The following is a 21,109-nucleotide window of genomic DNA, read 5'->3' as shown; positions in this document are numbered from 1 at the left end:
AGAAAAGCCAGCCGAGCATACCGACAAAGCCGCATTGCAGCAGCGAGCGCCGGGGGGCGTGAAACAGAATGCCGAAAGCAGCGGTGGCAATAAAGCTTGTGAATAATTGTGCAAGCATAAGCTTGGATCTCCTCCGAATCACATATACGTAATGATAACTGCAACACCAGCTCCGATGCCAAAAGACGTCAGGCAAGCATCAGCACCCTTCGAAAGTCCCGAAACAAGGTGTCCGGCCATTAAATCACGGATGGCATTGGTTATTAACAAGCCTGGCACGAGTGGCATGACGGAGCCAATAATGATTTTGTCCATCATCTGCCCCCAACCTGCTATCGTGAGCAGAGCCGCTAGCAAGCCGATCAAAAAAGATGCGGAAAACTCTGAGAAAAACTTAACCTTAACAAGCCTGTGAAAATATTGCACGGATGCGAAGCCAATACCGCCGCACAACACGGCTGCAGGGAAGTCTCGCCAGACTCCACCAAACATAATCATAAAACAACCGCTAGCCAGGGCGGCGGCTGCCAGCTGTACACGGTTGGAATAGCGGAGAGGCCCACATTCAATCTCTGAAAGCTCCTCTACCGCAGCGCGGGGAGACAAGTCACCTGTGCTGATTTTACGTGAAATGGAATTCACCGCAGTTACCTTGTGCAAATCGGTGGTCCGCTCTACGATACGAATGAGCTTGGCAGGCTCCGAGTTGTTAATGGCAAAAAAAATCCCGGTCGGTGTTACATAGCTATGGGACTCGGGGATACCGTAGGCTGAGGCAATGCGGGACATCGTGTCTTCGACGCGGTAGGTTTCAGCTCCATTTTGCATCATCAGCTTGCCGGCCAACAGACAAACCTCCACGATCTCAGGAGTAGGATAGGAATGATTATTCATGCTCGCTCTCTTTCATGCGTACGGGTCGTTTGACCCTATTATTTTCATTTATTGTAGCACAAAAAGCCGCCTTTTTAGAGGCGGTGTTGCTCGAGAAATTCAAGAATTCGGTTAAGATTCCACCGTATCCGGAATAACTGTATAATAGGACTCTTCCAAACATGCTGCGGCCTCAGACAGGCCCATAGCTTTAAGCTGTCCTGCTACAAAAGCACGCAGGGCGGAATGGGTGAACAGATGCCGTGTCTGGGCATCCCGAATAAAGGCCAGTCTGGCTTCATACGATCCGCTGCGAAACAACTCACGCACAGCTTCACCTTGCTGTCCCCAATGGAAGGGCTCTGCCACGCTCAAAAGGGCACCCTTAGTAGAAGAGTGTTGCCTTGCAGTCGAATATCTTTGAATGCCCAAGCCGTTCAACGTAGGAGCGGCTTCATTTTGCTTCCGTTCCAATCGCAAATTGTCGATGTAGACAGCCATATCCTGTATGGGCTGGATACTGAAGCGTTCTCGAAAGCATTCGCGTACAAATTGCGTGCGTTCATCTGTGGCCTGAGGCGTTCGCTGATCTAGATGTCCAGAATAGTCCTCTCCATTGGCGTAGTACCGTTTTAATGAACTGTTTTCTGTATAAACCACGCTTAAAAAATCCTGCAAATGGCGCGCAACCACCCATACTCCTGTCCAATCAACGGGGGATACGCACACAATAGGAGCCTGTGAAAGATCCTTTTCAAGTCCAAAATCGGTTAAAAAACCATAATGTATTCCATCCACACCTGCATGGGCAAAAGGAATGACATCTGGCGGTGTAGCCATATATCGTGGTGCGCGACCCTGCTCCATTATCAATCCCAAATCAAAGCCCAGAGAATGCCGGTTCGCTTCAAGCTCCTGTTCAAATTCGATAAGTGCCTCAATCAAAGGTGTAGCTGATCCGTAGGCTAAGTTAGAACCGGAATCCATCGTGTATGCCTCCCTTTTCCAAATACATCCGTAAAGCATTCATCCCTAAAAGTTAAGTGATTTCACACGAAATGTAAACCTCTGTAACGAATCTTTTCAAAAATGTGACCTTCTACCTGTGTACTGAGGAATAAAACTCTTTCGGGTCAAGCAGGACAAGATACCTATGTTAGTCCAGTATATTAGTTCAGTACAGGAGTAAAGTGAATTTGCGAAAAAAAGTGGTCTTTTCAGAGTATGTTAGCAGCTGTGAAGCGTGAATGCGGGAGACGGATCATGAATGGGTAGGGTGCAACGCAACAGGTCAACGGGTATAATATCAGGACAAGGTGAAGATGAGCGTCATCCAAAGATTTTACAGAAAGAAGTGGGCATATGAATTTGCAAAAGAAGGCCGTTTTTTTTGATGTAGATGATACCATGTATGATCATTTGCACCCTGCACGCGCTGCGCTGCGTACAGTATTAGGATTAAGTGAGCGTTTTCCTTATGAAGAAGCCTACCACCGCATTCGTTATTATAGCGATCTATTGTCGGCCCAAGGAGGATTATTGGAGGGGAAGGCAGGATCAGATGAGTTGGACGATATGAGGGAGGGCCGTTTCGTTCTGGCTTTACAGGAATTCGGAGTGGATATCACTCGTGAGCAGGCGGCACATGTTCAAAAAGTATACTTGGATCGCCAGTATCGGATCGCTCCTTTTGAGGGAGCCACATCCTTAATGGATGCATTGAGCTCGGCTGGATACTTGGTTGGCTTGATTACGAACGGTCTTGAAGAGCATCAGATGAGTAAAATCAAGGCGATGGCGCTGGAAAATCATGTTGCACCCGAGCATATCTTTGTATCTGGAACTGTTGGATATGCCAAGCCCGATCCACGCATTTTTGAGGTAGTGAACGAGCGGACAGGAACTTTGGCAGAGCATTGCTGCTATATTGGGGATTCCTGGCGGAATGATGTGGCCGGAGCCGTAGCCGCAAATTGGCGGGGGATTTGGTTCAATCACAGGAACGCTTCCCCGGAATCTGACGTGCTGGGAGCCTATGAAACAGCGGTAAGTTATGCAGAGTTGAAGAAATTACTGCTGCCTGATACTTTGAAGCCGGTGCATATTGCAGGTTCCAAAACCAATCCTGCATCATTTTGAACCCGTTCCTGAAGATGACCCGTAATACAACTTATCCGGCATATGTCTAACTTCATTTGAAATGTTTTAGAACAGGAGAAGGAAGGGATCGCACATGGTTGAACAATGGAGACAAGCAGACGACATCATAAGTCAAGTGACCGTTTACAGTACGGAGGATAATGACCCAGTTACTATTAAAACAGTCACCCAGGACGTCCGCTGTATTGGCATTGGAACAGATGCGGCCGTATTTACACTTGATTCATTACCCGGCTACGCGTTCAAGGTGTATTCAGACATGGCGATCGAGAAGAAAGATGCGGAGGCCCAGGTGTATGAACGCTTGCAGGGGTCCGATTTTTTTCCTCATTATTACGGGAAGGGCGATAAATACATTGTGATTAGCTATGAATCCGGTATTACGCTGCTGGATTGTCTGCTGCAAGGAATACCGGTGCCGGAGCAGGTCATTCTGGATGTGGAAGAGGCGAGGGAATTTGTCCGATCCAAGGGATTGAATCCGCGTGATATTCACCTCAAGAATGTGCTAATGCAAAATGGACGTGCCAAGGTATTGGATGTATCCGAATATGTCAAAGAAGGCGATGACAAACGATGGGAGCATCTCGTATGGGCGTATCACACGTTTTATTCAGGTATATCGGAGGTTAAAGTCCCGTCCTGGGTTTTGGATACGATCAAAAAGTGGTATTACAAGCTGGATAACTCCAGCTTCAATCTGGAGGAGTTTGCCCAGCGGGCCAGTCAATTGTTCTCTAAATGGAGATCATAACGGCTATTGCGGTAGCCCATTTAGTACCTGAATTTTTATAAAAAAAGGATTGCACCCGCAATAAGGGGAGCAATCCTTTTCTTTTATCTGAAATCTCGGGGCACTCTTCTGGCGACACCGCTCGCAATTGCAGCTTTAATGACATTTTCCCGTACACGTTGAACAGCGCTCTCATTAAATACACCGGGGATGATATACAGCTTGTTTAACTCCTCGGGACGGATAGTGCTGGCGATGGCTTCTGCCGCCGCCAGCTTCATCTCCTCGTTAATTTCACGGGCACGGCAGTCAAGCGCTGCCCGAAAAATACCAGGGAAACAAAGCACATTGTTAATCTGATTAGGATAGTCCGAACGTCCTGTGGCGATGACACCTGCGATATCCTCGACTTCCTCTGGCGCAATCTCGGGAACCGGGTTAGCCATGGTGAATAGCACAGGAGCCTCATTCATGCGTTTCACGTCCTCTCGTTGCAGCAGTCCACCTGCCGATAGACCGATAAACACGTCAGCGTCCTTCAGAACCTCAGACAGTGAGCCAGACAGCCGTTCGGGGTTGGTATGCTGCGCATACCAGTTCCACATCGAGTTCTCATAAGTCTCATCAGCTGTAATCGCTCCGTGACGGTCTACGCCAATGATGTTGACAGCTCCGGCAGATAGCAAAATCTTGCTGCAGGCCACACCCGCCGCGCCGATACCGCACACGACAATTTTGACCTCAGACAGTGATTTGCCGACGACCCTCAGCGCATTGATCAGACCAGCATATAAGACGACAGCTGTGCCGTGCTGATCGTCATGAAAGACTGGAATGTCCAGTTCTTTTCGTAGCCGCTGCTCAATCTCAAAGCAACGTGGTGACGAAATATCCTCCAGATTAATACCGCCAAAAGCTGGGGCCATTTGCTTAATAGCCTTGATAATTTCCTCGGTGTCCTGCGTGTCCAGGCAAATCGGAAAGGCATCAACGGAACCGAGCTGCTTGAATAGCATGGCTTTGCCTTCCATGACCGGCATGGCTGCATAGGGGCCGATGTTGCCCAATCCGAGGACGGCGCTTCCATCAGAGACAACAGCAACTGTGTTGCGCTTGATCGTCAACCGGAAGGCTTTGTCCGGCTCCTCATGAATGGCCATGCATACGCGTGCCACATCCGGGGTATATACCCGGGACAAATCGTCACGATTTTGAATCGGAACCTTGGGCTGCATTTCAATTTTACCCCCAAGGTGTAGGAGAAAGGTACGATCAGAGATGGACAATACTTTTACGCCTTGCGCTTTTTTGATCCGGGTAATCATTCGGTCGATTTCTGCTGGATCGGCAATGGTCACCGTAATATCCCTCACAGTGACTTTCTCAGAGGTACGAATGACGTCAATCGCAATGACATCTCCGCCATGTTCGTTTACCAGCGTAATCAATTGACCAAATTGGATGTGCTCGGTGGAAATTTCCAGTCGTAAAATGATATTTTTACCGCCAATACCGCCTTGCATGCAAATTCCTCCTTTTTGTTGCATAACAAAATCAATTGATTGCGCTTACAAATGGAAGCGAGCCTCCAAATAGCTGCTGACATTTCAAATTAGTAGTTTCTTTCCCTATCATATTGAACAATCTCCCATTTGTACAGATAAAGCTGGAAGATACCTATGACTCCGCAGCAAAAAAGGACAAAAGCCCGGCTATATTCCAGCCCAAACGATCATCCTCTCTTCAAAAAAAGATTCAGCATTGTGCATCATTCGATGCCCAATGCTTATCTGGCTACGTCATATTTTTACCATAATAAATTTCGTCCATTTCAGCTTTGAGGCGTGTTGATATGTTCTGTTGCTCGTCCATGCTCATACTTTCCTTTGTATAGCCGAACAGATAATTGTCCAAATCGAATTGTTTTAGCTTGCATTTGGTATGGAATATATTTTCCTGATACACGTTCACATCTATCATGTCATACTGGCTGCGTACTTCGGCGGGAATATAGTTTTGAATGGAGACGATGTCATGGTCAATGAACAGCTTGTGTCCATTCGTATCACGCGTAAAGCCGCGTACCCGATAATCAATCGTCATAATATCTGTGTCGAAAGAATGGATCAAATAATGCAATGCCTTAAGCGGAGAAATTTCTCCACAGGTAGAGACATCAATATCTGCTCGGAACGTACTGATCCCCTCGTCTGGATGATACTCCGGGTAGGTGTGGACAGTGATATGGCTTTTATCCAGCTGTATCACGACTGAGTCAGGCAGGGGGCCTGGTGATTCGGTGTATGATTCAGTTGGTACCTCCACAATAGGGCCTTCCGATATAAGCACTGTCACGCTCGCTCCTTGAGGAACATAGTCCTGTTGGGCTACGCTCAGCACATGGGCGCCTATAATGTCGGACACATTTTTCAGGATAGCTGTCAGCCGGTCCGAATTGTATTGCTCATCAATATATTCAATATAGGCCTCGCGTTCTTCTTTGGTTTTGGTGTAACAGATATCATACATGTTGAAGCTTAATGATTTGGTCAGATTGTTAAATCCGTGCAGGGTAATCCGCTGTTCCGGTGTGATGGTCATAGGCTATTTCCCCTTATGGTCGCAGTATTCATACATAATATTCCCAACGAACCTGTTCATATACCGATTCATCCAATCAGTTCTGTAGCGATAAGACTAAGGCATGAACAAATATGTCTTACCCGTTAGGGCGAATTGCAAACAGGCAAGGGAACCAAAGGAGCCTCTCTTTTTAACATGTATGGAAATTTAATGCGCATATACTTTATTTCTTCCTTAGCGATTTTTAAGTAACAGGATTTATAATGTGGACTATGCAAATGAGGAAAAAGGCTATATGGGTGTCTACTCAAGTGTGGGAAAGTCGTTGTTAGCGGATTAGTTGTTTTGGTGTTGGAACAGAATCGACAATGGACTCGTAGTAAACAGAAGATCCGGGTGATTGACCGCTCTATTCAAAGATGTACTTCATTATTTTTTAATGTTCAAAAAAAGTATATGTCATCTTCATAATATTTAAAACTTAACCGAATATGATTATAGACCCCGAAGATAGTGACTTTGTACATTGCGTAAATGAGAAAAGCAACTTCAGTTTATGTTGTGCGTATAAACATAAAAAGCTAAGAATTATGAAGTTAAATGAATTTTGATAGAATAAGGGATTGCAAAATCTTATCCCACGTTTCTGTAAGAAAAACGGTGAAAGGAGTACCAAGATGCTGGCTTTGTCCGATCCGGTCTGGAATTTGCTCCAAGGCCCCTACGGTTCTTCTCAATACGTTCCGGAAATGTTGAACCAGCTCCAAGCCGGATATGACGGCGAAATAGCTGACACCTTGTATTGGGAGGAACTATATCACCAAAACACGTTGTATACTTGTACATTTGCAGCCGTACCTTACCTTGTAGACATTGCATTAAACAGCTCTGATGTAGGTATTCGCGCGGACATATATAACATCTGCGGAATATTCGAAGCGAAAAATTACAATCCTTCGCATACCAAAGTGCCTTTGGAATTTACAAGGGATCAAATAGAAGTGGATTCTAGTGTGGCTGAATATATTTATGAGCAATATCAGCAGGCCATTGTGAGGCTTGCACAGTTGACCGAAGAAATGGTGCTTTATGCGAAAGAACATGAGGGAAACATAGGCAAGCGTTATGTTTTGGCTGCTGCTGCTGCCTTTCAAGGCTATCGCAGTATAGCCAATATGCTTCAAAGTTTCGATACAGGGGATGAATATACGCTGGATTGTCCGCATTGCGGTGTCCCGCTCTATATTTGGCCTGCTGAAGAGAGTGATGCCCTGATCGTTTACGATAAAGATCCTGTACTTTTAAGCAGCCTGACCCCCCACCCGATTCACCCCGGCTTATTGGATCATAGAGGTTCCGATATACAATGGTTACATGAGTACACCCAGAAAATCGAAGAGAACAAGCTTTTGACCCATTTGCCTTATTTGAACGGTTGGCTAAATTGTCCAGTCTGCAATACTCCCGTGTACATATGGGATGAACTGATGAAAATGGCTGACGGTGTTCGGTAACATACCGCTTAATCAACAAAACTTGGGGCTGACTCATACAGCCCCAAGCTTTTCATTCATAATTCCATCCAATCCCTGTATGCCCTGTACAATTTTAATCCCGAAACAAATTCAAAAAGGTCTTAGGCGTTTCGGATTCAAAACGCAGCAATACTCCAGTAACGGGATGAATAAATGACAATACTCGCGCGTGCAGGCCAAGGCGGCCGATCGACTTGGATTTGGAGCCGTATTTTTTATCTCCAACAATCGGATGACCGATATCCTCCATATGTACGCGAATCTGGTTCTTGCGTCCGGTTTCCAAACGTACTTCCAGCAAGGAAAAATGCCGATTAGCTTGGAGCAGCTTGTAATGAGTAACCGCGTGCTGTCCGTCATTCGGATATGGACTGGAGTACATTTTCAGCGTTTTGCTTTCCTTCAGCCATGAGGAGATCGTACCCTCCGTTTTTTTAATCTGCCCTTCTACGAGAGCGATGTATGTTCGTTCATACACCACTTCTTTCCACGCTTGTTGCATTTGCTGCTGAATGGCCTCGCTTTTGGCAAACATCATGACTCCTGACGTATCCCGATCCAAACGATGCAGCACAAAAATACGATTATACGGATGTTCTCGCCGTACATGGGCCGTAAGCTGGCGGTAGGCTGTCACTTCTTTTTCCTGCGCAGAGGCGACAGACAGAAGCCCGGCATCCTTATGAATGACAATGATGGCTTCATCCTCATGTAAAATACGCAGGCCAGTCAGCGGCACTTCGGGAGCGACTTTTTCCTTGGAGAGTGTGACGGTATGACCTTGCTCCAGCGGGAAATTGTGCACTGTGCGGGCCACGCCGTCTACAGATACCTGTCCTCGGGCAAGCGCTGATTTAATGGAATTACGCCCCATACCAGTGACATGCTCTACCAAAAAGCTCAGCAGTTCGGCCGGCTCTTGGACGATATATGTTTTTGCAGGAGTTTTATCAAAAGTGCTCTTTTTTCCTCGTGTTTCCGGTCTATGTGAGCCAGGTTTTTCGGCAGATTTGTGGTTGCGCTTAGAGTCGCTTGTGTTAAACGTTGATTTTGTACGATTTTTTCGTTGGGGTTTCCGATTGTTCATGGATTCTTTCTCCTTCTTGGTACCGTATCTCATCATTGTGTACAACTGCGGCACCGTGTTCACTATATCATGAGAAAACAGCGAATGCCATGGGGAAGGAAACTTGTATAACGGTCTTCCAGCGGTTGAACATTACCTTGAACCCCGGTAAACTAAAGATAACGAAAGAAAAGCTGATATGCGTCGAGGACGCTGGAAATATGAGGGGTTTTAAATTTATGAGTGTACAAGCACCTACGTTGGAACGGGCGCAGGATTTACTACAAAAATTTTATGGCTATCCCGACTTCCGGGAGGGACAAAAGAAAATTGTCGCCAGTATGCTGGAAGGAAACGATACGTTAGGAATTATGCCGACAGGCGGTGGGAAATCCATATGCTATCAAATTCCTGCCTTATTGCATGAGGGTTTAACGATTGTTGTGTCACCACTCATCTCGCTAATGAAGGATCAAGTGGATGCGCTGACGACGATGGGGATAGCGGCTGCGTATATCAATAGCACGCTGAGTGGACGAGAAGTGAATGACCGCATCCGTGCCGCACGGAATGGCGATTTGAAGCTGCTGTATGTCGCACCGGAGCGGCTGGAGCTGGACTGGTTTCGCGATGAGATGACCCAGCTGCCGATTTCCTGCGTTGCGGTGGACGAGGCTCACTGTGTATCCCAGTGGGGCCATGATTTCCGCACCAGCTATCTGGCCGTGGCTCCGTTCGTGGAAGGGCTGTATGAACGTCCGATTGTAGCTGCGTTTACGGCAACGGCAACACCGCAGGTCATGGACGACATCGTGCGACTGCTTCGTCTGCGCAACCCGGAGACGTTCGTCACAGGCCTTGGACGGCCGAATTTGGCGTTCAGCGTGCTGCGCGGGGAAGACAAGCGCAGCTTTTTGCTGAATTATGCCCGTGAGCATGAGGGTGATTCAGGCATTATTTATGCGGCGACTCGTAAAGACGTAGACGATTTGTACCAACGACTTCGTGATGCAGGCATGGCAGCAGGACGCTATCATGCCGGGATGACAGATCAGGAACGTGCAGATAGCCAGGAGGGCTTCCTGTACGACGATATCCGTGTTATCGTTGCGACCAACGCCTTCGGTATGGGGATTGATAAATCGAACGTGCGCTACGTCATTCACTACAACATGCCTAAAAATATGGAAGCTTACGTCCAAGAAGCGGGACGCGCAGGACGTGATGGCGATCCGAGTCAATGCATTTTGCTGTTTGGACCGCAAGATATCGTCACTCAGAAGTTCCTGATTGAGCAAAATCCGCAGGATGAAGACCGCAAGCGCAACGACTACCGCAAGCTCCAGCAGATGGTTGACTATTGCTACACAACTCGCTGCCTACGCACGGCACAGCTTGAGTATTTCGGTGAGGCAGAGGAGCATGAAGCCTGCGGCATATGCAGCTCGTGCACGGATGAGCGGGAGCTGGTCGATATGACCATAGATGCGCAAAAGATTTTTTCCTGCATTCATCGCATGCGGGAGCGTTTTGGGGTTTCGATGGTAGCCTCAGTGTTGAAAGGTTCACGCAACAAAAAGGTGCTCCAGTATGGTTTTGACAGTCTTCCAACCTATGGGGTGATGGGCAATCGGACGGAAAAAGAAATTGCCGAAATTATAAATGTTCTCGTATCGGAAGGCTATTTGGTGCTGTCTGAGGGCCAATATCCGGTCGTTCGTTTGCAGCAACTTGCAGTAGAAGTGCTGAAAGGTCAGCGTGAAGTTATGCAGCGTGTGGTTCGACATGCCACGGCTTTTGCAGGTGGGGCAGGTCCACGCGGAAGACAGGGACGCGATGCATATCCAGCGGCGGTCAACGAAACCGTATTTGAGCAATTGCGCCTGATCCGCCGTGATCTGGCCGCTCAGGAGCATGTGCCGTCTTATATTATTTTCAATGATGCTACATTACGTGAGATGAGTGTGGCGAATCCGCAATCCGAGGCGGATATGCTGCGGATCAAGGGTGTCGGTGAAGTGAAGTTTCGCAAGTATGGCAAGCTGTTTCTTGATTTTTTTCAAAATCAGGGGAATGTCGGTGGAACGGTGAACGAGGATGAGATTTATCCAGACGATGTGTATGAGGATTTTGAATAGCTATACTAAAGAATAGAAGCATCCATGCAAACTATAGAAGGTTGTGACCTATGAAAGTCATTTTATCAACGTTAAATGCAAAATATATTCATACCTCGCTGGCCATCCGATGTCTCAAAGCCTACAGTGAAAAGGATTTTGATATCGAGCTGGCGGAGTATACGATCAAGGACCCAGTGATGAACATCGTATCCGATTTATTTCAGCGAGGAGCAGATGTCATCGGCTTCTCCTGCTATATATGGAACATTGAAGAGACCATTAAAGTGATTGATGTGCTGAAAAAGATTATGCCCGAGGTCAAAATCATACTGGGTGGTCCGGAGGTATCTTACGATACAGAGCACTGGATGAAGCGCTTGGCGAATGTGGATTTTATCGTTGTTGGTGAGGGAGAAGAAACGTTCCATCAACTGCTCCAGGAGCTGGAGGGGGATCGCAAGTTCCATTTTGTATATGGACTGGCTTACCGCAAGGGTGAAGAGGTTATCCTGATGCCGGGTCGTCCGAAGGCGGATTTGAACGAGCTGCCGTCGCCCTATCGCTTTGCCGAAGATATACCGGAACTCGGGAAGCGGGTTGTTTATTTTGAAACGAGCCGGGGCTGTCCGTTCAGCTGCCAGTTTTGTCTGTCGAGCATTGAGGTCGGGGTGCGTTATTACGATATTGAGCGCACAAAGTCGGACATCCTGTATCTGATTGACAACGGGGCCAAATTGATCAAGTTTGTAGACCGTACATTTAATATCAAACGGGACTATGCGCTGGAGATGTTCAAATTTCTGATTGAAAACCATCGCGGCTGTGTCTTCCAGTTTGAGATTACAGCAGATATTATGCGTCCCGAGGTGTTGGATTATCTGGCGGAGAATGCGCCGCCGGGCATCTTTCGCTTTGAAATCGGAGTCCAGTCGACGAACGACCCGACCAATGAGCTGGTTAAGCGTCGGCAGAACTTTGCCAAGCTTTCCCGCACCGTTACGAAGGTCAAACAAAGCGGCAAAATCGACCAGCATCTGGATCTGATCGCTGGCCTGCCTTTGGAGGACTACAATACCTTCCGTAAAACGTTTAATGACGTTTTTGCGCTCGGCCCGGAAGAGCTCCAGCTCGGTTTCCTCAAAATGCTGCGAGGTACAGGGCTGCGTATTGACGCCGATAAATATAATTACACATACATGGATGTGGCACCTTATGAAATGCTGAGCAATGATGTCCTTTCCTTTGCCGATATCGTTCGGCTCAAACGCTTGGAAGATGTATTGGAGAAATACTGGAATTCCCATCGTATGGATCATACGGTGAACTATTTGATCGAGCGTGAATTTGTCTCCGCCTTTGATTTCTTTCAAGAGTTCGGAGACTACTGGGAGGGGCAAGGCTGGCAAAAAATCGGCCACCAGCTCGAGGACTTGTTCACGCGTCTCCAGTCTTTTCTGGTATCGCGCGGAACGAAGCGAATGGAGATCGTGCTCGGGCTCATGAAGCTCGATTATTTCCTGAACCATAAATACAAGCCGCGTAAAATCTGGTGGGAGCATACTTTGGAGAAGGATGACTGGTCCAGCTATATGAAAATGGTTCTTCAGCACCCGGATGCACTGTTGTCACCTGTGGTTGCGGACGCTGTGGCGGAGACGGTGAGAGAGGATTCGACACAGCATGCTGTACAGGCTTCTCCTTCTCCTGCTGCGGATGTCCATTCCGCTACGAGCAGCCAGCAGTCGCAGCCATATCGCGAGATGATCCCGGCCTTTGCTTCCTTGAAGCTGGGTGAAAAGGAGCTGCAAAAGCACGCTGTGCTGGATATTTTACCGTTCAGTCTGGACCATATCCTGAGTGGAGGTAGCCCATTGACTGCTGAAGGGCGAACACTGCTACTAGTCGTCTATCAGCAAAACGAACAGCAAAAGCCGCTTTACTATACCATGCCGATCGGCAAGGAAATTGCTGCGATTTAACTAAGAATAGCTTTTAAACTATAGAAGGCATCGAATCTTGGTTTACAAGAATCGGTGCCTTTTTTGTGTTTTATGAACATAATTTTTACATTCGCATAATCTATTGCTTTATAAAATTTCACAAAACAAATATATGATTATTTCATCATATATTAACTTTATTGGAGTGTGACCTTGTGAAAAAGCATTCAGTGAAAAAGAGTCTTCTTGCTTTAAGCGCCCTTACCGTCTTGAGTGCGCCATTGTTATCCTCAGATATTCCTAAGGCCTTTGCAGCGTCAGCTACCAAATCCACTACCGCACAGGCATCGAAAGGACAAAATGCTGCATCAGCAAAAGCCGCTGCTCCTAAAAATGTCATTATTTTTATCGGCGATGGTATGGGAGAAGCAAGTCGCAACGCGATTCGCTTGGCCACGGTTGGAAAGTCGGGATTGCTTGAAATGGACAATATGCCGGTAACGGGCCTCGTTAGCACGAGCTCGGGGGACAACCTGGTTACAGATTCGGCAGCTGCGGCTACTGCAATTGCAACAGGTGTAAAAACATATAACGGTGCTATTGGGATGGATTTGAATAAAAAACCAGTCACAACGATTATGGAGTTGGCTAAAAAAGCAGGTATGTCAACAGGTGTCGTGACGACAAGCCAAGTGACAGACGCAACGGGTGCAGCTTTTGGTGCGCATGTTGAGAAGCGTTCTGCTCAAAGTGAGATCGCCAAGCAGTATCTGGAAAAGAGTAAGCTGGATGTTATTCTGGGTGGTGGTGAGGATTTCTGGTATCCGGCAGGAACAGCCGGTAAACATCCTGATGCCCCGGCAGAAGATCCTGAGGAAGCCAGTAAAGGAACTCAGGGAAATTTGGTGGAGCAGGCCAAGAAATTGGGCTATAGCTATGTGACAGATCAGGCAGAAATGAAAGCAGCCAAGGGCTCTAAACTGCTCGGATTGTTCGCCAATGAAGAAATGTTCCAAGCTCACAACAAGCTCGGCAACTCTTACAACCCAACGGTTTCTTTGCCGGATATGACAGCGAAAGCGATTGACGTGCTTTCCAAAAACAAAAAAGGTTTTTTCCTGATGGTAGAGGAAGAAGGAACGGATGAGATGGCGCATGACAATGAAGGTGAATTAACGATTAAGGCCGGACAACAGCTGGATAAGGCTGTTAAAGTAGCTAAGGACTATGCCAAAGCGCATCCAGATACATTAGTTCTGGTGACGGCAGACCATGAAACAGGCGGTTTGGCCATTGAAGGCAAGGATGCGAAAGATGAAGCGGATGACGGTACAACAAATGAAGACGGTCCTTTCACCATTCATGGCACGGACGAAACGTTCTATATTGATTGGACGACAAAAGGACACACCGCAGTAGATGTGGCACTGACTGCAATGGGACCGGGCTCTTCTCAATTTACCGGGAATTACCCGAATACTGCCATTCATGACAAGCTGGTTAAGCTGCTTCAATTGAAGAAGTAATATGGTGTGAAAGCCGCGCCTTGAAATATTTTCCATATTGGCAATATGGATTTTCCTGTGATAAACTAAAGCTAATAAGTATATACTGAAAAAGAGTAAGGATGCTGCCAACATCCTCACTCTTTTACAACAGCTGCTTATAAGGGCGGTGGCTGTTCAAAAAGTTTTAGTCATTGAAATATGACCGCATTCCTTTTCCAGAGGGCGGTCTATTTCTTTTTGTTGAAGGAAATAATCAAGATCACCAACGTTGCAAATTGAATCATCAACATCAGCGTATCTTTAACCTCCACAAGCATCACCTCCTTTGCAGGAGACTAGCCGACCGCCATCTAAGCCATTCTGTTGTTAGTTTATAGTATATCATATGGATAGTATTGCTAAAAAGGACAAAAATGAAAACGCCTACCAACAGGCGTTTTTTGTTTTTTCAGAAGATATATTTTTAAAGTTGAAAATTATTATGTAGTTCTTAACCAGTATAGGTGTTACGTAGCTCATCTAAAAATTGCATAGCATCTTTGAATCCATTTGGTTCTCCAGAATAGATTGTAGAGAGATTTGGGCATCTTCATATAAAAATAGGGTATGTTCGAGATGCTCGGGAACGGATTCACGGATTTGTTGAAAATACTGGTTGCTTTCCGTGGAAAATTGGTTGTATTCCGGTATGGTTTTAGAAAGATTACTATACAATGTTTCTAATCGGTTTCTGATTATGGGTTCAATTAATATTTCTAAAGAATTAGACATGATTTACAAACCTCCGGAGGGAAAATATTTTAATGTGGAATGACAAAATATCATGTAAATATTGTATCATTACATAGCGATTTGGTATACCGAAAGGTGACATCATAGTGACATCAAATCAATAGGAAATTTCAATAAATATCGAATATTTTGTGAACATTCTTGATTTGATTTAAAATTACAGGTAGGAAAAGGAAGCTATGTATTTTGCAGTCGATCATTTTTATCGTAAAGGATATAGCAAAAGATAAAGTGATTGAGTTTACACAATTGTATCCTTATTTTCTACTATTTCGATGAAATGATCTTGGATATTGATAATTTATTCGTGGATGAAGAATACCGAAAACGAGGGATCTCCCAGCTGAACCGAGGAAATGTACATGAAAAACGGAGTAGGCGGAATGGTGCTGTACAAGCGAAGCGGTCGCTTTTGTCCCCGGATTTTTACCGATGAAAGACTTTATTCCAAAAATCCGGGGGCGGTGGCGATGGGAAGCACCATCCGTCTGCGCAGTGGTACTGCAGTGGCACTAAGGTAACTTTTAATCTTCCTTTACTCCTCTGTTGTTTTCTTCCCCCAAACATATTTCATTGTAAAAAATATAATGGTCAGTACAATGACAAGCAGAGTAACCTTCAAGCCATAACGATGTATCAGTTCTCCAGCTGTCTCTACATGCTTGCCAAAGAAGCGTCCGAGCAGAAAGAAGATCAGCGTCCAAATCAAGCCAGTTGAATAAGAGAAAAGTGCATAGCGTTTGAAGCTTATTTTATTGATACCGACAATGTAAGGAATAATGTGACGAACGATGGGTAGCAAATAGCTGATGCAAATCGTGAAATTTCCATACTTATGTACTAAATTTTCCGAAAACGCAATGTACTTGTCCATTCTTTTCCGTCGTCGCAAACGGTCCAAAACGGATATACCTAACAGTCTCCCCAGTACATATCCTAAGGATAAGCCTGATATAACCCCAAGATAAACCATTAAAAAAGCGGGTAGTGGATGAAGGATTCCCATGCTTGTTACAGCCCCGCCAGTCATCACAATGACTTCGTCTGGAATGGGCAGCCCCACGATTCCGAGCCATAGAGTAAAGAATAAGGCCGCATAGCCGTACTCTTCAATAATGGAAATTAAATGGTCAATGTCCATACCCATTTTCCCCCCTTACTTATGCTTTCTTCCGGCATACATAGACGAATGCAGGCGGAATGTTCATGGGCACAAACTTGATCTCTTCAATATCAAACCATTCACCTAACTGCTGCTTCATTTGTTTAGAATATTGAAAGGCGACGAACAATCCACCATCCCTGAGCGATAGATGAATTTGCTCTACGATCTGATTTCGCATGGCTTGTGGGAAATTAAAAAAGGGAAGCCCGCTTATTATGCAGTCAAGCTGCTCAATTTCGGCATTTTTTGTGGCAAGCTGAAGCTCACGTGAATCGGAATAACACAGATAATTCGGGAACCTTCTTTTTAAGCTCTCCTGCATAGTCTGATCCTTCTCAAACAGCAGAACCTTGGTTTGAGCTCTTGCCGCTTGAGGAATATACTGAGTAATTGCTCCCGTGCCAGCCCCTAGCTCTGCGACGGCATGAACTTCACTCCAAGGAATGGATTCAATCATGCTTTTAGCCAGAAATCTGGAGCTTGGTGTTACACTCCCCACATATGTAGGTGAATGCAAAAATTTAAATAAGAACATAAATCTTTCGTGAACCAAATGACTAATACGGATCATGAACCGTTCCCCTTCTTCCACTTTTCTAAATACGTTCGTTTATTCTCTGCTAAGAGTAACAAATTATCCCTATACTTACTCCTGTCCGGAGTAGGGTTCATATCCCCGTCCTACGGCGGGGATTTTCCTTGGCTATAGTCTAGGGAAATGGGGATTATTATTCACACGACACATAAGAAATCTAACGATTCACTCGAATTGAGCAAGGAATTTACAGAATACGCGGGAGGAATGCAGGCTCCCAGTGGTCTGCCTCCAATGATGCAAGCCATGGGCTGAATTATGCCTCCATTTGCATGGAATATCCAAGAAGCCTCCAACCAAGAGGATTACAGTACTGCATCTGAACAAGAGCTTACGGTAGATGAAAAAAGATCCTTGCTGAGTGATCTGCAAAGCATCTTGAATTCCAGTTCTGTATCCGGGTTGACCACTTCGGAGAATGATCAAGAAACAGATATTCTCTCTGCCCTGAAAAACGCAATGGGAAATACTGACGAATCGAATCCGACAGATGAAGAAATATCGGCTTTATTTGATAAAAATCGCTAAGATTTTTGAGCAATCTGTTTCATCGCCATCCAGCACTAACGATACAGCCAGCCTGGAAAAGAGAAGGGATCAACTTGAAGCTCAAATTGCGCAGCAAAGTTCTCAATCCAGCAGTACATCAACTACAAAAGTGGAAAAGTCCGTTCCAAGCAACACGGAAGCGCCCCGTAGCAACAATGATAGCAGTAGCGATATTGCAGAAATTGGAAAATAACTGGATATTTCGGTTAAGCCATTCGTCACTACTCACATTGTACAACAATGATAATTATTAAAGATAGCAGACTCTCCGCACACCGGAGGGTCTGCTTTTTTAGCATTCAGCAATTCTTCAGTGGGCGCTCTGGATAAAAAATGAAGTAAGTGACTAGGCATACAAAAATATATACAATAAATAACAGTAGAACCCCGTTTTAAGGACACATTAAAAAATTGGAGGACTTATGTCATGACGCTGAGAACTCAAATGAGTCGGAGCAGTAGAGATGGGGCGCGTTTTGTTAGAAACAAATTGATTGAATTTAATGCGAAACATGTACCTGAAGATGTTCGAAACCGATATGAAGAGATTAATCTTACCCTTAAAAATGAAGATGGTCAGATCATTGGCGGTCTCCTAAGTGTAATGTGTTGGAACTGGGTGGAGGTTGATATTTTGTGGGTAGATCAGCGTCACAGAGGAGCGGGCTATGGCTCGCAGCTGCTTGGTAAAATCGAACAAATCGCTAAAAACAAAGGGTGTACTTTTATTCAGCTCAACACGTTTACTTTTCAGGCACCCGAATTTTATGAAAAGCATGGGTACGAAGTGGTTGGCGTCATTGATGATGCTCCCCGAGGTTTTAAACACTATTATTACAAGAAAAATATCTTTTGAGGACTCTATAATATACTCGTACAGATCAAGGAATTATATAACGTGTCATGATTCGATTATTGTTCGTCGATCCCTGGTTTGAGGAGATATTACCGTCGCCGTCGCAAAAGGAGTGTACCTTTGCTCAACTGGTGCTGGTATGAAAATTTAAAGCTAGATCATAGAGAAGAATGAATAAAGAAGGGTATGATCAAAATGACCACGGAAGTAACACACAAATTATATACCATGTGTATGATTCAGGACGGAACCAAGGTATTGCTTATGAACAGACCGGATAAGAAGGGTTTTCCGGGCTATATTGCCCCAGGAGGGAAAGTGGAGTTTCCAGAAAGTATTGTGAATGGGGCCATTCGTGAAGTAAAGGAAGAAACGGGGTTGACGGTTAAGGAAATTGTATTTAAAGGAATTGACGAATATTGTGACCCGAGCCAAGGGCTGCGATACATGGTCTTTAACTATTTGGCTACAGCAACGGAAGGTGAACTATTGAACAATCCCCCCGAGGGAGAACTGCTGTGGGTGGATATGAAGGAGGCGCTCAATCTGCCGATGCAGGATTGGTTTAAGCGGAGATTTCCCTTATTTTTCGAGCCGGGAACGTTCGAGGTTAGTTTTGTATGGCTGGCGGATACTGACGAAACCCTCGAAGCAACAATTAAAAATTATGGGGTGTAGAGATGACGACGAGGATTTATTTTTCATCTAACCGGTTAGGAGAGGTCACGAATGATCAATTGCAGAGAGTGCTGGATCGTTTCGATTTGGGGCGTCTGCTGTCTTCTGAAAAAACGGCAGAAGGAGTGATGGGACAAACCCTCTATATTTCCTCAACGGCTGGACAGTTTGTGTTAAAGGGAAATCCACTTTTTTCAGGACAATGGGTGGAAGAAAGGTTTATAGTGGAGCAATTAGACACACGGACTTCAATTCCTGTACCGGCACCCTATCTGGTGGATGATACCGACGATATTTTCGGCTGGAGCTATGCTGTTATGCCGCGTTTGTACGGTGAGCACATACATACACCCGAGCTGCAGGCAAGACTGAGCTCACTGGATAAACAGCAAATGGCTGAAAGGCTTGCTGCTGCCTTGTTGGAACTTCATAGCTGGAAGGTTAAGAACAGTGGGGAGCTGGATACAACGACTTTGGCCATTCGTCCTTTTGAAATCTCATATCGAGCATGGTTGTATGGACGGATTCGATACTGGCTAGAGGATGCCCAAAAATACTCAAACATTTCTGTAATGGATATGGAATGGGTAGAGGGAATATTGGAAGATTCACGTCAAGCATTTGATCAACTGGGGGCTGCCACATTTGTGATGGGAGATTTTAAACCGCAAAATGTGCTTGTGCAGAACGGAGAAAACGGCTGGAGAGTCAGTGGACTATTTGATTTTACGACAGCTTATTTTGGCGATGGAGTTGCAGATCTTCCGAAGATAACTACCATGTATCTGGAAAACGGCCAGGAAGAGCTGGCAAAACAGTTTCTCACTGTATACTTCAAAGGTATGGAGACCAAAGAAGGATTTATTGAGCGATTCCGGGTGCATATGCTGTATCAACAAATTCTCAACTGGGGATGTGCCAAAGCAATGAAGCAAGTCACTTGGGATGACAAGCTCTCTTTTGCGGAATGGGCGCAAAAATTTACGGACGTTGAAATATATAAATCATAACAGACCAATCAAATACATAAAGAGAAGGAAGTGAGTGGTATGCAAACCGTCAGGTAGTTGGCGCGGTAAACATCCGGCATGATCTTAACGAACACCTGCTCAATGCAGGAGGTCATATCGGTTACGGTATCCGTCCTTCGGCACGAGGAAACAGGTATGCTGTTACCATGCTGACCTTGGCACTGGAGAAAGCAAAGGAGCTGGGTATTCCCAGAGCCTTGGTCGTATGCGACTCCGAGAATATCGCTTCCAAAAAAACAATCATACGCAATGGCGGAACACCGGACACAGATTACGTAGAGGAAGACGGAAATCTTGTTAATCGGTTTTGGATCGAGCTGTGAGTGAGAAAGAGGATAACGCGAGAAGATTAGATAGATAAAGCACTAAGGGGGCTATTGACCATATGAATCCTTCTATGCATGAATTTAAAATCATCTCCAAACACAGAATGTATGATCAATATTTAGTAAAGCTGCGGACATGCATCAAGCTTTTGGACGAACAGGGGTTATGGAACGCTGGTGAGGCGGAAACGAACAGTATTGGTGGGATCATCCATCATATTTTGGTGCATGTGCGTAGAAACGCATCCAAGCTCATGGATCCGACGATTACATACAAGCAAGGAATGGAGGATAGCTTCATACCATCCATGCAAAACAAGGAGCAGCTTATGGAGGAAGTAGAAGAAGCTTTTTCATCCTTCTGCGCAGCATTGGACAACACAGGCGCGATCAATATGCATGACGTTTACCATGTGGTAGAGCATACGGCTTATCATTTGGGACAGATCATAGACCGAGTACAAAGATTGGCAGATCACCGTTTTCAATTTGTACAAAATGGACTTAATGAAAGAGCGTTGCACGCGATAGTACAGCGATCCCTGAACGGAAAATGAGGAAAAGCTGCAACCTCCGTAATTGTCATGTTTTTATTTCTT

General features: G+C 45.5%; 21 protein-coding genes and 1 pseudogene. 13 read left to right on the top strand and 9 right to left on the bottom strand.

Going from position 1 to position 21,109, the window contains the following annotated elements; genetic code table 11:
* From L693_RS29710 to L693_RS0127415, 3 genes are all read right to left on the bottom strand, one after another.
* A partial coding sequence (locus L693_RS29710; protein WP_197030085.1) for a threonine/serine exporter family protein occupies positions 1-118 on the bottom strand: 118 nt, incomplete at its 3' end.
* A gap of 20 nt (positions 119-138) precedes the next feature.
* Positions 139-894 carry a threonine/serine exporter family protein gene (locus L693_RS0127425; RefSeq protein ID WP_025721670.1) on the bottom strand — a complete coding sequence of 252 codons (756 nt, stop codon included), beginning with the start codon at positions 892-894 and terminating at the stop codon, positions 139-141.
* A gap of 111 nt (positions 895-1,005) precedes the next feature.
* On the bottom strand, positions 1,006-1,860 hold the full coding sequence (locus tag L693_RS0127415) for a hypothetical protein (protein ID WP_025721669.1): 855 nt from the start codon (positions 1,858-1,860) through the stop codon (positions 1,006-1,008).
* A gap of 375 nt (positions 1,861-2,235) precedes the next feature.
* Here L693_RS0127415 and L693_RS0127405 point away from each other — a divergent pair, with 375 nt between their 5' ends.
* Together L693_RS0127405 and L693_RS0127400 are read left to right on the top strand one after the other, a co-directional pair.
* Entirely contained in the window at positions 2,236-3,012 is a 777-nt protein-coding gene (locus tag L693_RS0127405; protein ID WP_025721668.1) for an HAD family hydrolase, read from the top strand.
* Positions 3,013-3,106: 94 nt separating this feature from the next.
* Positions 3,107-3,787: a serine/threonine protein kinase gene (locus tag L693_RS0127400; protein WP_025721667.1), complete on the top strand. Its 681-nt coding sequence runs from the start codon at positions 3,107-3,109 to the stop codon at positions 3,785-3,787.
* An 83-nt stretch (positions 3,788-3,870) separates the two neighbouring features.
* On the opposite strand, the gene L693_RS0127395 is transcribed toward L693_RS0127400, so the two are convergent.
* Positions 3,871-5,289 (bottom strand): NAD-dependent malic enzyme, encoded by a 1,419-nt coding sequence (locus tag L693_RS0127395; protein ID WP_025721665.1) that lies wholly within the window; start codon positions 5,287-5,289, stop codon positions 3,871-3,873.
* Positions 5,290-5,560: 271 nt separating this feature from the next.
* Positions 5,561-6,367 (bottom strand): adenosylmethionine decarboxylase, encoded by an 807-nt coding sequence (speD, locus tag L693_RS0127390; RefSeq protein WP_025721663.1) that lies wholly within the window; start codon positions 6,365-6,367, stop codon positions 5,561-5,563.
* A 659-nt stretch (positions 6,368-7,026) separates the two neighbouring features.
* Here speD and L693_RS0127385 point away from each other — a divergent pair.
* A complete protein-coding gene (locus tag L693_RS0127385) occupies positions 7,027-7,863 on the top strand; it encodes a hypothetical protein (RefSeq protein ID WP_049825309.1) in 837 nt (278 codons plus the stop codon).
* Between the two features lie 94 nt (positions 7,864-7,957).
* On the opposite strand, the gene L693_RS0127380 is transcribed toward L693_RS0127385, so the two are convergent.
* Positions 7,958-8,971, bottom strand: a complete 1,014-nt coding sequence (locus L693_RS0127380; protein WP_025721661.1) for an RluA family pseudouridine synthase — start codon at positions 8,969-8,971, stop codon at positions 7,958-7,960.
* Between the two features lie 218 nt (positions 8,972-9,189).
* On the opposite strand from L693_RS0127380, the gene recQ reads away from it, so the two are divergent.
* The 3 genes from recQ to L693_RS0127365 all read left to right on the top strand — a co-directional run bounded on the left by recQ (position 9,190) and on the right by L693_RS0127365 (position 14,536).
* Entirely contained in the window at positions 9,190-11,088 is a 1,899-nt protein-coding gene (gene recQ, locus L693_RS0127375) for a DNA helicase RecQ (protein WP_025721660.1), read from the top strand.
* A 50-nt stretch (positions 11,089-11,138) separates the two neighbouring features.
* Positions 11,139-13,049 (top strand): B12-binding domain-containing radical SAM protein, encoded by a 1,911-nt coding sequence (locus L693_RS0127370; protein ID WP_025721659.1) that lies wholly within the window; start codon positions 11,139-11,141, stop codon positions 13,047-13,049.
* Between the two features lie 176 nt (positions 13,050-13,225).
* Entirely contained in the window at positions 13,226-14,536 is a 1,311-nt protein-coding gene (locus L693_RS0127365; protein WP_025721658.1) for an alkaline phosphatase, read from the top strand.
* Positions 14,537-14,745: 209 nt separating this feature from the next.
* Here the strand turns inward: L693_RS0127365 and L693_RS32555 are convergent, their stop codons facing one another.
* Positions 14,746-14,835 (bottom strand): putative holin-like toxin, encoded by a 90-nt coding sequence (locus tag L693_RS32555; RefSeq protein WP_370880996.1) that lies wholly within the window; start codon positions 14,833-14,835, stop codon positions 14,746-14,748.
* A gap of 837 nt (positions 14,836-15,672) precedes the next feature.
* Between L693_RS32555 and L693_RS30340 the strand changes: the two genes are divergently transcribed.
* Positions 15,673-15,831, top strand: a complete 159-nt coding sequence (locus tag L693_RS30340; protein ID WP_155983957.1) for a hypothetical protein — start codon at positions 15,673-15,675, stop codon at positions 15,829-15,831.
* 14 nt (positions 15,832-15,845) lie between these two features.
* Here L693_RS30340 and L693_RS0127345 read toward each other — a convergent pair whose 3' ends face one another.
* Positions 15,846-16,451: a DedA family protein gene (locus L693_RS0127345; protein WP_025721657.1), complete on the bottom strand. Its 606-nt coding sequence runs from the start codon at positions 16,449-16,451 to the stop codon at positions 15,846-15,848.
* Between the two features lie 19 nt (positions 16,452-16,470).
* Positions 16,471-17,046, bottom strand: coding sequence for a class I SAM-dependent methyltransferase (locus L693_RS0127340; protein WP_025721656.1), 576 nt, complete (start codon positions 17,044-17,046; stop codon positions 16,471-16,473).
* Between the two features lie 282 nt (positions 17,047-17,328).
* On the opposite strand from L693_RS0127340, the gene L693_RS28625 reads away from it, so the two are divergent.
* From L693_RS28625 to L693_RS0127310, 6 genes and pseudogenes are all read left to right on the top strand, one after another.
* A complete protein-coding gene (locus tag L693_RS28625; protein WP_081752223.1) occupies positions 17,329-17,598 on the top strand; it encodes a hypothetical protein in 270 nt (89 codons plus the stop codon).
* A 448-nt stretch (positions 17,599-18,046) separates the two neighbouring features.
* Positions 18,047-18,475: a GNAT family N-acetyltransferase gene (locus L693_RS0127330; protein ID WP_025721654.1), complete on the top strand. Its 429-nt coding sequence runs from the start codon at positions 18,047-18,049 to the stop codon at positions 18,473-18,475.
* Between the two features lie 186 nt (positions 18,476-18,661).
* Positions 18,662-19,153, top strand: a complete 492-nt coding sequence (locus L693_RS0127325) for an 8-oxo-dGTP diphosphatase (RefSeq protein WP_025721653.1) — start codon at positions 18,662-18,664, stop codon at positions 19,151-19,153.
* A 2-nt stretch (positions 19,154-19,155) separates the two neighbouring features.
* Complete coding sequence (locus L693_RS0127320) at positions 19,156-20,163, top strand: phosphotransferase family protein (protein ID WP_025721651.1); 1,008 nt, start codon at positions 19,156-19,158, stop codon at positions 20,161-20,163.
* A 44-nt stretch (positions 20,164-20,207) separates the two neighbouring features.
* Positions 20,208-20,507: pseudogene (locus L693_RS28620) on the top strand (GNAT family N-acetyltransferase); the annotation flags it as partial.
* A 62-nt stretch (positions 20,508-20,569) separates the two neighbouring features.
* Complete coding sequence (locus L693_RS0127310) at positions 20,570-21,067, top strand: DUF1572 family protein (protein WP_049825308.1); 498 nt, start codon at positions 20,570-20,572, stop codon at positions 21,065-21,067.
* The last annotated feature ends 42 nt before the right edge of the window (positions 21,068-21,109 follow it).

Origin of the sequence: Paenibacillus sp. 1-18 (genome assembly GCF_000520755.1) — a bacterium.
In the GTDB taxonomy this organism is placed as follows: Bacteria; Bacillota; Bacilli; order Paenibacillales; family Paenibacillaceae; genus Paenibacillus; species Paenibacillus brasilensis.
The sequence above is the reverse complement of the archived record's forward strand: the minus strand, read 5'-3'. Positions and strand labels throughout refer to the sequence as shown.

Excerpts from the sequence above, each read along its gene's own strand:
- L693_RS0127425 (WP_025721670.1), bottom strand. The coding sequence starts at position 894 with ATGAATAATCATTCCTATCCTACTCCTGAGATCGTGGAGGTTTGTCTG.
- L693_RS0127415 (WP_025721669.1), bottom strand. The coding sequence starts at position 1,860 with ATGGATTCCGGTTCTAACTTAGCCTACGGATCAGCTACACCTTTGATT.
- L693_RS0127405 (WP_025721668.1), top strand. The coding sequence starts at position 2,236 with ATGAATTTGCAAAAGAAGGCCGTTTTTTTTGATGTAGATGATACCATG.
- L693_RS0127400 (WP_025721667.1), top strand. The coding sequence starts at position 3,107 with ATGGTTGAACAATGGAGACAAGCAGACGACATCATAAGTCAAGTGACC.
- L693_RS0127395 (WP_025721665.1), bottom strand. The coding sequence starts at position 5,289 with ATGCAAGGCGGTATTGGCGGTAAAAATATCATTTTACGACTGGAAATT.
- speD (WP_025721663.1), bottom strand. The coding sequence starts at position 6,367 with ATGACCATCACACCGGAACAGCGGATTACCCTGCACGGATTTAACAAT.
- L693_RS0127385 (WP_049825309.1), top strand. The coding sequence starts at position 7,027 with ATGCTGGCTTTGTCCGATCCGGTCTGGAATTTGCTCCAAGGCCCCTAC.
- L693_RS0127380 (WP_025721661.1), bottom strand. The coding sequence starts at position 8,971 with ATGAACAATCGGAAACCCCAACGAAAAAATCGTACAAAATCAACGTTT.
- recQ (WP_025721660.1), top strand. The coding sequence starts at position 9,190 with ATGAGTGTACAAGCACCTACGTTGGAACGGGCGCAGGATTTACTACAA.
- L693_RS0127370 (WP_025721659.1), top strand. The coding sequence starts at position 11,139 with ATGAAAGTCATTTTATCAACGTTAAATGCAAAATATATTCATACCTCG.
- L693_RS32555 (WP_370880996.1), bottom strand. The coding sequence starts at position 14,835 with ATGCTTGTGGAGGTTAAAGATACGCTGATGTTGATGATTCAATTTGCA.
- L693_RS30340 (WP_155983957.1), top strand. The coding sequence starts at position 15,673 with ATGAAAAACGGAGTAGGCGGAATGGTGCTGTACAAGCGAAGCGGTCGC.
- L693_RS0127345 (WP_025721657.1), bottom strand. The coding sequence starts at position 16,451 with ATGGACATTGACCATTTAATTTCCATTATTGAAGAGTACGGCTATGCG.
- L693_RS0127340 (WP_025721656.1), bottom strand. The coding sequence starts at position 17,046 with ATGATCCGTATTAGTCATTTGGTTCACGAAAGATTTATGTTCTTATTT.
- L693_RS28625 (WP_081752223.1), top strand. The coding sequence starts at position 17,329 with ATGCCTCCATTTGCATGGAATATCCAAGAAGCCTCCAACCAAGAGGAT.
- L693_RS0127330 (WP_025721654.1), top strand. The coding sequence starts at position 18,047 with ATGACGCTGAGAACTCAAATGAGTCGGAGCAGTAGAGATGGGGCGCGT.
- L693_RS0127325 (WP_025721653.1), top strand. The coding sequence starts at position 18,662 with ATGATCAAAATGACCACGGAAGTAACACACAAATTATATACCATGTGT.
- L693_RS0127320 (WP_025721651.1), top strand. The coding sequence starts at position 19,156 with ATGACGACGAGGATTTATTTTTCATCTAACCGGTTAGGAGAGGTCACG.
- L693_RS0127310 (WP_049825308.1), top strand. The coding sequence starts at position 20,570 with ATGAATCCTTCTATGCATGAATTTAAAATCATCTCCAAACACAGAATG.